Raw genomic sequence first — 10,699 nt, forward strand, 5'->3', positions numbered from 1 at the left:
CCCGCACTGCACGTGATGGAAGCTCTGCCTCTGGGAGTCCCGTGTACTCACACGTCGGGGTTGACGCCTCGGGCCTGGCTACGCTGCGCGCAACGGTCCTGGACCGTCTGCGCGGCTTCGTCCCCACCGCGTACGCCGTCCCCGCCTTCGCCCTCCCCGCGCCCGTCGGACCTTGCTATGCCCTGGCCGACGGCAACGCGGCGGTCGGCAGGCGGGGCCGCTCAGGCTCGGCCACCACCGCACGCCGTCCGGCCGCGGACAGTGACAGCGCCCGGATGATGGATCTCGTGGAGCGCGCCCAGGCCGGCGAGGCCGACGCCTTCGGACGGCTCTACGACCAGTACAGCGACACCGTGTACCGCTACATCTACTACCGGGTGGGAGGCAAGGCGACAGCCGAGGACCTCACCAGTGAGACCTTTCTGCGGGCGCTGCGACGGATCGGCACCTTCACCTGGCAGGGGCGCGACTTCGGCGCCTGGCTCGTGACCATCGCCAGGAATCTGGTCGCCGACCACTTCAAGTCCAGCCGGTTCCGGCTGGAAGTGACCACCGGCGAAATGCTCGACGCCAACGAGGTCGAGCGCTCTCCCGAGGACTCCGTCCTGGAGTCCCTTTCCAATGCCGCGCTCCTTGACGCCGTGCGACGGCTCAACCCTCAGCAGCAGGAGTGTGTGACGCTCCGCTTCCTCCAGGGGCTCTCGGTCGCCGAGACCGCCCGGGTGATGGGCAAGAACGAGGGTGCCATCAAGACCCTCCAGTACCGGGCCGTCCGCACGCTGGCCCGGCTCCTGCCCGACGACGTCCGCTGAACCCGCTTCGACCGCAGTGATCCCACACGTTCAGCGACGTCCAACTCACCATCTGTAAAAGTCTGTTGACTTCGCGGTCCGATCATCCGTCGTCCGTAACCCAAGTGCCGTGACGCTCGTTGTGCGGGATACAGGCTCCCTGTGGTCACGCCTTGGCCATCGCCGATCACCCGATCGTGTGGATACGGCCAGGGGGTGCAACCCTCAGGACCCCCTGGGGAGCCGACCGTCATGACGAGAGGAGGTGCCGCCAGTGATCGCGAACGTATCGGCACACCGGCGGGCGAACGCCTTCGCCCAGGCCCTGGAGGAATCCGACCAGGGCACGGCGGCCGAGCAGCCCGATGGGTCGGCACCGTCCCGGGCTGCTGCGGAACAGACCGAGCAAGGGCTGCTGTTGGCCCTCGCCACCGGTCTCGGCGAGCTGCCCCAACCGGAGCTGGATCCCGAGGTCAAGATCGTGCAGCGAGCCCAGCTCGTCGCCGCGATGGAGGCCATGCTGCTGGAAGGCACCGCCGCCGGAGGCGAGGGTTTGGACCGTGCCGTGCCCGAGCAGCGGTCCCATCGGGCCAAGGGCGCGCACCGGGCGACCGGACTGGGGAAGCTGCGGCCCCGGTCCCGGCTGTCCAAAGGGCTCGCAGCGGGTGGGCTCACCGTCGGGGTGGCCGCCGGAGCCTTCGGCGGTGTGGCCGCCGCGAGCTCCGACGCCCTGCCCGGCGACTCGCTCTACGGACTCAAGCGCGGGATGGAGGACGTGAAACTGGGCCTGGCCCACGGCGACAGCGACCGGGGCGAGCTCTACCTCGACCAGGCCTCGACCCGCCTGAGCGAGGCACGCCGGCTGATGGAGCGCGGTCGCTCGGGAAATCTCGACCACGAGTCCCTGGGCGAGGTCCGCCGCGCCCTGTTCGGCATGCAGCACGACGCCGCCGAGGGCCACCGCCTGCTGCACGAAGCGTACGAACGGGACGGCTCACTGGGCCCCATCCAGACCCTGTCCGCCTTCTCCCAGTCGCACCGCGAGGCCTGGGGCGCGCTGCGCGACCGGCTTCCCGTGCAGCTCGGCGACGTCAGCGACCAGGTCTCGTCGGTCTTCGAGGCCATAGACGACGAGGTCGACCCGCTGCGCTCGCTGCTGCCCAGGACGCCCGCCCCCGAGGGCACCGGCCGTCACCGGGGCAGGAGCGAGGAGTCCACCGGCTCGCCCGGTACGGACACCCCGGCGCCCAGCGCCACCAGCGGCTCGGCGAGCGGAAGCCACAGCAGCGGCAAGCCCAAGCCCTCCAGCTCGGGCAGCAGCGGCGACGGCCTGCTCGGCGGCAACACCGGCGGCCTGCTCGACCCGCCGCAGGACGACACCAGCTCCTCCCCGTCGTCCAACAGCAGCAAGGGCAGCGCGACGAGCGAACCCGACGTGACACTGCCGCCCCTGCTGCCCGGCCTCCTGCCGGGCCTCGGCATCGACACGGAGGACAGCCACTAACCCCGCCACGCGGCTACGTCGATGGGGGCGCCCTTCTCGGGAAGGGCGCCCCCATCGACGTACAGGCATATCAGGACATGATCAGCAGAACCGTAACTGCATGATCAGAAGAACACGGACCTGCGCTGCACCAGCAGCTTGTACAGGGTGTGCTGGATCTGCTCCCGGACCTGGTCGGTCAGGTTGAACATCAGCATCGGATCCTCGGCCGCCTCCGCCGGATAGCCGTCCGTGCGGATCGGCTCGCCGAACTGGATCGTCCACTTGGTGGGGAGCGGGATCGCGCCGAGCGGACCCAGCCACGGGAACGTCGGGGTGATCGGGAAGTACGGGAATCCCAGCAGCCGCGCGAGGGTCTTCGCGTTGCCGATCATCGGGTAGATCTCCTCCGCGCCGACGATCGAGCACGGGATGATCGGGGTGCCCGCGCGCAGTGCCGTCGAGACGAAGCCGCCCCGGCCGAACCGCTGAAGCTTGTAGCGCTCGCTGAACGGCTTGCCGATGCCCTTGAAGCCCTCCGGCATCACACCGACCAGTTCGCCGCGTTCCAGCAGCCGCTCGGCGTCCTCCGCGCAGGCCAGTGTGTGACCGGCCTTGCGGGCCAGCTCGTTGACGACCGGCAGCATGAAGACCAGGTCGGCGGCGAGCAGGCGGAGATGGCGGTTCGCGGGGTGGTTGTCGTGGACGGCGACCTGCATCATCAGGCCGTCCAGCGGAAGGGTGCCCGAGTGGTTGGCGACGATCAGGGCGCCGCCCTCCGACGGGATGTTCTCGATGCCCTTCACCTCGACGCGGAAGTACTTCTCGTAAAGCGGCCGGATGAGCGACATCAGGACCTGGTCCGTCAGCTCCTGGTCGTACCCGAAGTCGTCGATCTCGTAGTCACCCGTGAGCCGGCGGCGCAGGAAGGCCAGGCCCCCCGCGATGCGCTGCTCCAGGCTGGCACCGCCCTGCTGGGGCTGCTGCTGGGGCGGCTGTTCCTCGTGCGTCACAGGAACATCATCCTGCGGGACGGTCCGCCCGGGCAGGGGCTGGACCTCGCGTACCACCACGGGCTCGCCCTTGCGCCGGCTCCCCGCGGCCCGGCGCCGCGGCGGGCGCTGCGCAGCGGCCCCGCGCGACCGGTCGTCGTCGAAAGGAATGACCTTGGCGTCCGCCATCGTTGATGCGCTCCTCAGTTGGCGCTCTGCGTCGGGGGGTGGCCGCCGCCCAGAAGAGGCAGTGCGGCGATCCGGTCCACGGCCCCCGCAAGGGCCTCCGGGGGCAGGAGTCCGGGACCCCGGCTGTGGGCGAAGTCCGCGAAGGTCTCCGCCGTCGTGTACTTCGGCTGGTAACCCAGGGTTTCGCGCATCTGGATCGTCGCGACCACCCTGCCGTGTGTGAGCAGCCGCAACTGCTCGGGCGAGAAGTCCGTCACACCCAGGGTACGCACGGCCGTGCCGGCCCAGCTGAGGGCCGGCAGCAGCAGCGGGACCGTGGGCCGGCCCAGGCGCCGCGCGCACTGCGAGAGCAGCAGGACGCCGTCGCCGGCGATGTTGAACGTGCCGCTGTTGAGCGTGCCCCGCTGCGGATCGTGCGAGGCGATCCGCAGCACCTCGATGACGTCGCCCTCGTGGACGAACTGGAGCCGCGGGTCGTAGCCGAACACCGTCGGCAGGACCGGCAGCGAGAAGTACGAGGCGAGCGGCGAGTCCGCGCTCGGGCCGAGGATGTTGGCGAACCGCAGCACGCACACGGCGACATCGGGCCTGCGGCGCGCGAAGCCGCGTACGTACCCCTCGACCTCCACCGTGTCCTTCGCGAAGCCGCCGCTGGGCAGCGACTTGGGCGAGGTGGTCTCGGTGAAGACGGCGGGGTCGCGCGGCGCCGAGCCGTAAACGTTCGTACTGGACTTCACGACGAGCCGCTTGACCGTCGGGGACTTCTGGCAGGCACCGAGCAGCTGCATGGTGCCGATGACGTTGGTCTCCTTGACCGTGGTCCGGCTGCCGGAGCCCAGCGCCGTGCCCGTCACATCCATGTGCACGACCGTGTCGACGGAGTACTCGGCGAGCACCCGCGCGATCGTGGGCTGCCGGATGTCGGCCTGCACGAAATCGGCGCCGCCGATGTGGTGCTCGGGCGGCACCGCGTCCACGGCGATCACCCGGTCCACCTGTGGGTCACGCTGGATCCGTCGTACGAACCGGCCCCCCAGCTGTCGGGCCACCCCGGTCACGAGCACGACCTTCCCCAAGATCAGCGCCTTCCTTCCAGAACTGGACGTAGCTCCCGCTCGTACCTGCCGCGTTCCCCGTGTGCGGCCAACTTAGCGGGTCGATGTTGCGCTGTGATGACCGCCCGATGCACGAAGTGACGACAGCCATGGACGTACGACCAGACCAAGCCATTCGGCCCACAGTCGTACGCGGCGCGCGTGGCTGAAGACATTCGATGTTCGAGCGGCTTTTCGGGGGTTCTTCCTCTCGGGTGCCCTCTTGTGCCCTCTCGGGCACCGCCGCCCCGGCCCGGCTGTGCGCCGACCCGGCGCGCCGCCGCGGGCGACCCTTGCGCGGCGCTTCGGGGGGCTTTCAGCCGTCTCGCGGCCGGATATGCGTGTGGCCCCCCACCTGCTGGCGGGGGGCCACAGCACGCGTTTACGCGGCGCCGCTTACTTCTTGTTGCGACGCTGAACGCGAGTGCGCTTGAGCAGCTTGCGGTGCTTCTTCTTCGCCATCCGCTTGCGCCGCTTCTTGATAACAGAGCCCACGACTACCCTCGCTCACTTCTTTTTACTCGGTGCTGGGCTGCATGGGCCCACACGACCTATGAGGGGCCAGCCTACCCGTCCGAGAGCCAAGGTCGTAATCGAGGTGTTTCCGGGAGATCGCGAACGGTCTCCCGGAACGCCGTCAGGCGGTCTCCACCCCCACATAGCTCTCACGGAGGTACTCGTGAACCGCTTGCTCCGGTACCCGGAAGGACCTCCCCACCCGGATCGCCGGCAGATGACCACTGTGCACCAAGCGGTACACGGTCATCTTCGACACTCGCATCACCGAGGCGACTTCCGCCACGGTAAGGAACTGAACCTCGTTCAGAGGCCTCTCGCCTGCAGCCATGACACACCTGAACCTTCCGCACTCGACGGCCACCGGCTTCCCCTTCCGGTGACTCTTCGTCGTTGCGTGCTCACTCCCCAATGTAGGGGCGGGTGATGCGAGTGGGGAAGAGGGGATGCCATCGGCCGCCTACTGTGACAGACACGCTCGATTGAGTACATAGCGAGTAAGCGGTCGGTAGTAATCAGACCGCACAGCGTCATCAAGCGGAACGACGACGGACACGCGCCCCTCCGCCTCTCCGACGAACAGCGCGGGATCGTCCGTATCGGCGAGACCGATGGCCTCGAACCCCAGCTGACCTGCCCCGCAGACCCATCCGTGGTCTCCGATGACCAGTTCCGGCAGGGGCCCTCCGGACTCGGCCGCGGCCGCCAGAACGGTCCGAACCGGCAGCGGCGAGTGGGTGTGTGCGCCGGTCGCGCGACCGGCGGCTCCCCCTCCGGGTTCGCGCACCAGCGCGACACCTTGTACGTAGTCGAGGTTGTACGTGCGTAGACCGAACCGGGTCGTTATGTCGATAGAGCTACCCTGCGCGGGGGTGAGGACGGCACATCCCGCCGCCGACAGGGCGTCCGCGAGAGCGGCGTAGAAGGCGATCAGCCGGTGCGGGTGACCCGTGCCGAGAAGCACAGGGTGACGATGACGGGCGGCTTCCGCGAGCCGCTCCGCGAAGGCGTCGAGAGCCGCCAGGGTCCGCTCCGGGTCGATCACATCATGCCCCGAAGTGTGCGAGGGATCGGCCGAGACTCCGCACTTGTCGGCCATCAGCTCGATCAAGTCCCGCTGGTGCCAGGTCCATTCGGGATCGAGTCCGAGCAGCAGGCGGGGGTCGCGGGCGGCGAAGAGCCGATAGCTGCGCAGACTCTCCTCGCGCGACGTGGCCACGGGCCCGGCCAGCCGGGCGGCCAGCAGATGTGCACGCAAAGCTCCGGTGCTCAACACGTCAGCGATGCTGACGCATCCGCCGATACGGTATGCGCAAAACGCGGGATATCACCCACAGTTGGCCTAATAGCCCATCGTGACGCCGGTGACGGCACAACAGCCGAGGGGCCGCCGTCGTCATCTGGGCCCCAGCATCACAACAACGCCCAGGAGGCGAGCGTCAGTTGACCTCGGCGCCGACCACCGCCCGATGGGACACGCCGCCAGGACACCGAGGCGGGTGTTCCGTCCCGCCGCGGACCTACGGCAGCATCCCCCGCAGCGGGAACACGGCCCGGCGCGTCGCCACGATCGCCTGGTCGAGGCGGTCCGCCGGGTCGTACCCCGACTCCCAGTCCTTCCAGGACACCGGCCAACGCCCGTCCGTCATCCGCATCGGCGCCAACTGCCGTGTGCGCGCGAAGACTTCCTGCCGCCAGCTCTCCGGGATCACCGTCTCGGGCTCGATGGGACGGCCCGCCGCCACGGCCACGAGATGCGTCCACGAACGCGGCACCACCTCCACCACCGCGTACCCGCCGCCGCCCAGCGCGACCCAGCGCCCGTCGGCGTACGTGTGCGCCAGGTCGTGACAGGCGACCTGCACGGCCCGCTGCGCGTCGAGCGAGACGGCCAGGTGCGCGAGCGGGTCCTCGAAGTGGGTGTCCGCGCCGTGCTGGGTGACCAGCACCTGCGGCCGGAAGTCCGCGATCAGCTCGGGCACCACGGAGTGGAAGGCCCGCAGCCAGCCCGCGTCCCCGGTGCCGGCCGGCAGCGCGACGTTGACGGCCGTGCCCTCCGCGCTGTCGGCACCGGTCTCCTCGGGCCACCCGGTCCCCGGGAACAGCGTCCGCGGATGCTCGTGCAGTGAGATCGTCAGAACCCGCGGGTCCTCCCAGAACGCCGCCTGGACGCCGTCACCGTGGTGCACGTCGACGTCGATGTACGCGACCCTCTCCGCACCCAGCTCCAGCAGACGGGCGATCGCCAGCGCGGCGTCGTTGTAGATGCAGAACCCGGAGGCGCCGCCGGGCATCGCGTGGTGCAGCCCGCCCGCGAAGTTCACCGCGTGCAGCGCCTCCCCGCGCCACACGGCCTCCGCGGCCCCCACGGACTGCCCGGCGATCATCGCGGACACCTCGTGCATCCCTGCGAACGCGGGGTCGTCCATGGTTCCGAGGCCGTACGACGGGTCGGCCGACTCCGGATCGGCGGACGCGGCCCTGACCGCCTCCACATAGTCCTCGCGGTGCACCAGCCGCAGGGTCGAACCCCCGGCGGGCTTCGCCGAGACGACGTCGACGACCCGGTCGAGCCCGAAGGCGTCGACGAGCCCCCGGGTCAGGGCGAGCCGGACCGGATCCATCGGATGGTCCGGACCGAAGTCATATCCCGTTACTGCCTCGTCCCACATCAGCTGTGCGCGGCCGCTCATGCACGTCACCGTATCGGTCCGGTTCAGGAGCGAACGAGCGGGCGTACCCCAAGGTCGCGAGGACCAGCACCATCGGGACGAGCATCGCCCCGCGGTAGTTCCAGGCGTCGCCCAGCGCGCCCACCAACGGGGACCCGATCAGGAACCCGACGTAGTTGAAGATGTTCAGCCGCGCGATCGCCGTGTCCGACGCCCCCGGGAAGAGCCTCCCGGCGGCCGCGAAGGTCTGCGGCACGATCACACACAGCCCGAGCCCCAGCAGCGTGAACCCCAGCATGCCCACCCAGGCCCCCGGCGCGAGGGCCACCACCCCGAACCCCAGCGCGGCGACCACGGCGCCCAGCCGCACCACCGCCACGGCCCCGAACCGCCGCACCCCGAAGTCCCCGACAGCCCGCCCCACCAGCGTCATCACCATGTAGACGTTGTACGGAACCGTCGCCAGCTGCTCCGAACTGCCCAGCACGTCCTGCAGATACTTCGCGCTCCAGTTGGAGACCGTCGAGTCCCCGATGTACGCGAACGTCATCACCAGACACAGCGGCAGCAGCAGCTTGAAGACGAGAGGCCCGGCACCGTCCCCGGCCGCCGCGTCCTTCCCGGCCTCCGGGACCGCGCCGCCGTCGACGTACCACCGGCTCCCCAGCAGAGCGAGCGGAAGCAGCATCAGCACGACCGGCAGATACGACACGAAGAGCGACATGTGCCAGTGCGCACCGGCCCACGCGAGCGAGGCACCCACGATCCCGCCCAGGCTGTACGCGGCATGGAATCCGAGCATGATGCTGCGCCCGTACGACCGCTGGAGACTCACCCCGAGCATGTTCATCGAGGCGTCCAGACCGCCGACCGCGAGGCCGAAGGCGGCCAGGGCGACCGCCACCTCGACGAGCTGGTCACCGGCGCCGACACCGAGCAGGGCGAGCAGCACGACGGGCTGCGACCACCGCAGGACGCGGCTGGGGCGTATGCGCTTGACCAGGTGCTCGGTGGTGACGCTGCCGACCCCGGCGAGGATCGGGACGGCCGCCAGGAACGCCGGCAGCAGGGCGTCGGAGATCCCGTATCGGTCCTGGATGGCCGGGATGCGCGTCACGAGCAACGCGAAGGCGGCGCCCTGAGCGAAAAAGCTGAACGCCAAAGAGGCCCTACCGCGCCGCAGCACATCTGTCATGGCGGCGAGCGTAGGGCCCCGGCTTACCGGTGGGTAGATCCAGCCGAAGATGAATTCTGCTCAGCTCTTCGGAGAGAGGTCGTTCAGCTGTCGGTCCCGGCCTCGGCGGCGAGCTCCCGCTCGAGCATCTTCTGCATCGGGACGACGGCGAAGCGCCCGCTGAGCATGAAGGCGAGGACCATCGAGGCGATCATGACGACCGTGCCGAGCCAGACCATGGTGTCTATCGGCAGCGTGTAGGCGCCGACGACCCGCACGACGCACTCGCCGGGCAGCACCGCGCCCCACACGAGCGAGAAGGTCCGCTCGGCCTTCCGGAACCGCTCGGAGCCGGCCACCAGCCGGTCCCAGGCCGCGCTCCGCGCAGCGTCGCCCTTCACGAGGAACGGCTTCATGGCCTGCGTCATCATCGGCCGCCCGAGCTTCACGGACAGCAGGACCGCGATACCGATCACGCTGCTGACCCCGCTGTCCTTCGCCAGCATCAGCCGCGGGTCACCGGCAAGGAGGCTGAGGGCGAGCCCGATCACGTTGACGAGGAGGATCAGCCCGGCCAGGGCGTTGACCCTGCGCTCCTTCACCACGCTCCACACGGTCCGCACGGCCGGTACGACGCTGCTCCAGCCGAGCGCCGCCATGGTGCTCATCCCGAACCCGTTCTTGAGCAGGTAGTACGAGCCGACGGGCACCGCCAGGTCCAGGATCAGCGGCCGAAAGCTCGGCCGGGGACCGGCGGTCTCCGTGGCGGAGGCCTTCGCCGTCCCCGCGACCGCCGCGGCAGCGCGGGCGGTCTCTCCGGTGTTGACCTCGGTGGCGGTGATGCTCATGATCGGGTCCCTCCGTCGGCACTGTGTACGTCCCGTTTCGATGTACTCAGCTTCGCGGTCGGTCCCCACCCGCCGACAGAAACGATCGTCCGGAGCTCGGCATGACATATGTCAGCCCCCGCCGATGGATGCCGTCATACGAGCAGGTCAGCCAACTCCCCCATGTCGGAGAAGAGTTGGGTGGCACCGGTCAGCCTGTCGGCCGGCGTCATGGCGGTGAACCCGTACACGTCCATCCCGGCCGCGTTGGCCGCCCGCACTCCCAGCGGACTGTCCTCGACGACGGCGCACTTCTCCGGTCGTACGCCCATGCGCTGGGCCGCGTGGAGAAACAGATCGGGCGCCGGCTTGCCCCTTCCCACGTCCTGCGAGCTGAAGATCCGCCCGTCGTCGAACCACCGGTCGAGCCCCGTCGTCCGGTGCCCGACCCGGATCCGCTCATGACTCCCGGAGGAGGCCACGCAGTACGGCACTCCGTCCGCGGCCAGCTTCTCCAGCACCTGCCCGGCACCGGGAACCGGCTTCAGCTCCCGTTCGAAGGCGGCGAAGACCCGCGTGTGGAACACGTCGTCGAAGTCGTCCGGCAGCCGCTGCCCGGTGCGCTCCAGCACCAGGTCGTGGATGCGGTGCATGGCGGAGCCCATGTAGTCCCGCAGGGAGTCCTCGTACGAGGTGGGGTGGCCCAGCTCGCTGAGATACGCGGCCAGAAGAGTGTTGGAGATCGGCTCACTGTCAACGAGGACGCCGTCGTTGTCGAAAATAATCAGTTCGTAGCCCATAACAAAGACCCTAAACGCAGAAAACCCCCGTCACCGGTTTCCCGGTACGGGGGTTTTCTTCAAAATTTGTTCGGCGGCGTCCTACTCTCCCACAGGGTCCCCCCTGCAGTACCATCGGCGCTGTGAGGCTTAGCTTCCGGGTTCGGAATGTAACCGGGCGT

The 10,699-nt window shown here is 69.3% G+C and carries 11 protein-coding genes and 1 rRNA gene; 2 read left to right on the plus strand and 10 right to left on the minus strand.

Annotated elements, in window-relative coordinates:
• The first annotated feature begins 41 nt into the window (after positions 1-41).
• On the plus strand, positions 42-812 hold the full coding sequence (locus tag ABZX90_RS32380; RefSeq protein WP_037627370.1) for an ECF subfamily RNA polymerase sigma factor, BldN family: 771 nt from the start codon (positions 42-44) through the stop codon (positions 810-812).
• 253 nt (positions 813-1,065) lie between these two features.
• Positions 1,066-2,295 (plus strand): DUF5667 domain-containing protein, encoded by a 1,230-nt coding sequence (locus ABZX90_RS32385; protein WP_351135094.1) that lies wholly within the window; start codon positions 1,066-1,068, stop codon positions 2,293-2,295.
• Positions 2,296-2,399: 104 nt separating this feature from the next.
• Here ABZX90_RS32385 and ABZX90_RS32390 read toward each other — a convergent pair whose 3' ends face one another.
• From ABZX90_RS32390 to rrf, 10 genes are all read right to left on the minus strand, one after another.
• Positions 2,400-3,455: a lysophospholipid acyltransferase family protein gene (locus tag ABZX90_RS32390; protein WP_351135096.1), complete on the minus strand. Its 1,056-nt coding sequence runs from the start codon at positions 3,453-3,455 to the stop codon at positions 2,400-2,402.
• Positions 3,456-3,469: 14 nt separating this feature from the next.
• Positions 3,470-4,531, minus strand: coding sequence for an NAD-dependent epimerase/dehydratase family protein (locus ABZX90_RS32395; protein WP_351135098.1), 1,062 nt, complete (start codon positions 4,529-4,531; stop codon positions 3,470-3,472).
• Between the two features lie 414 nt (positions 4,532-4,945).
• Positions 4,946-5,044, minus strand: a complete 99-nt coding sequence (locus tag ABZX90_RS32400) for an AURKAIP1/COX24 domain-containing protein (protein ID WP_003948845.1) — start codon at positions 5,042-5,044, stop codon at positions 4,946-4,948.
• Positions 5,045-5,186: 142 nt separating this feature from the next.
• Positions 5,187-5,396: a helix-turn-helix domain-containing protein gene (locus ABZX90_RS32405; RefSeq protein ID WP_093781815.1), complete on the minus strand. Its 210-nt coding sequence runs from the start codon at positions 5,394-5,396 to the stop codon at positions 5,187-5,189.
• A 129-nt stretch (positions 5,397-5,525) separates the two neighbouring features.
• Positions 5,526-6,341 carry a phosphatase gene (locus tag ABZX90_RS32410; RefSeq protein WP_351135100.1) on the minus strand — a complete coding sequence of 272 codons (816 nt, stop codon included), beginning with the start codon at positions 6,339-6,341 and terminating at the stop codon, positions 5,526-5,528.
• Positions 6,342-6,585: 244 nt separating this feature from the next.
• Positions 6,586-7,758 carry an acetoin utilization protein AcuC gene (locus ABZX90_RS32415; RefSeq protein WP_351135102.1) on the minus strand — a complete coding sequence of 391 codons (1,173 nt, stop codon included), beginning with the start codon at positions 7,756-7,758 and terminating at the stop codon, positions 6,586-6,588.
• Positions 7,709-8,932, minus strand: a complete 1,224-nt coding sequence (locus ABZX90_RS32420) for an MFS transporter (protein WP_355210838.1) — start codon at positions 8,930-8,932, stop codon at positions 7,709-7,711. Before ABZX90_RS32420 ends, ABZX90_RS32415 begins: the two co-directional genes overlap by 50 nt.
• Before the next feature lie 83 nt (positions 8,933-9,015).
• A complete protein-coding gene (locus tag ABZX90_RS32425) occupies positions 9,016-9,759 on the minus strand; it encodes a VC0807 family protein (RefSeq protein WP_355210841.1) in 744 nt (247 codons plus the stop codon).
• 134 nt (positions 9,760-9,893) lie between these two features.
• Positions 9,894-10,538, minus strand: coding sequence for an HAD family hydrolase (locus tag ABZX90_RS32430; protein WP_355210844.1), 645 nt, complete (start codon positions 10,536-10,538; stop codon positions 9,894-9,896).
• Positions 10,539-10,606: 68 nt separating this feature from the next.
• Positions 10,607-10,699, minus strand: a 5S ribosomal RNA gene (gene rrf / locus ABZX90_RS32435); the annotation flags it as partial.

The sequence above is a fragment of the Streptomyces sp. NPDC002935 genome (assembly GCF_040611295.1).
In the GTDB taxonomy this organism is placed as follows: Bacteria; Actinomycetota; Actinomycetes; order Streptomycetales; family Streptomycetaceae; genus Streptomyces.

Excerpts from the sequence above, each read along its gene's own strand:
- ABZX90_RS32390 (WP_351135096.1), bottom strand. The coding sequence starts at position 3,455 with ATGGCGGACGCCAAGGTCATTCCTTTCGACGACGACCGGTCGCGCGGG.
- ABZX90_RS32405 (WP_093781815.1), bottom strand. The coding sequence starts at position 5,396 with ATGGCTGCAGGCGAGAGGCCTCTGAACGAGGTTCAGTTCCTTACCGTG.
- ABZX90_RS32415 (WP_351135102.1), bottom strand. The coding sequence starts at position 7,758 with ATGAGCGGCCGCGCACAGCTGATGTGGGACGAGGCAGTAACGGGATAT.
- ABZX90_RS32420 (WP_355210838.1), bottom strand. The coding sequence starts at position 8,932 with ATGACAGATGTGCTGCGGCGCGGTAGGGCCTCTTTGGCGTTCAGCTTT.
- ABZX90_RS32425 (WP_355210841.1), bottom strand. The coding sequence starts at position 9,759 with ATGAGCATCACCGCCACCGAGGTCAACACCGGAGAGACCGCCCGCGCT.
- ABZX90_RS32430 (WP_355210844.1), bottom strand. The coding sequence starts at position 10,538 with ATGGGCTACGAACTGATTATTTTCGACAACGACGGCGTCCTCGTTGAC.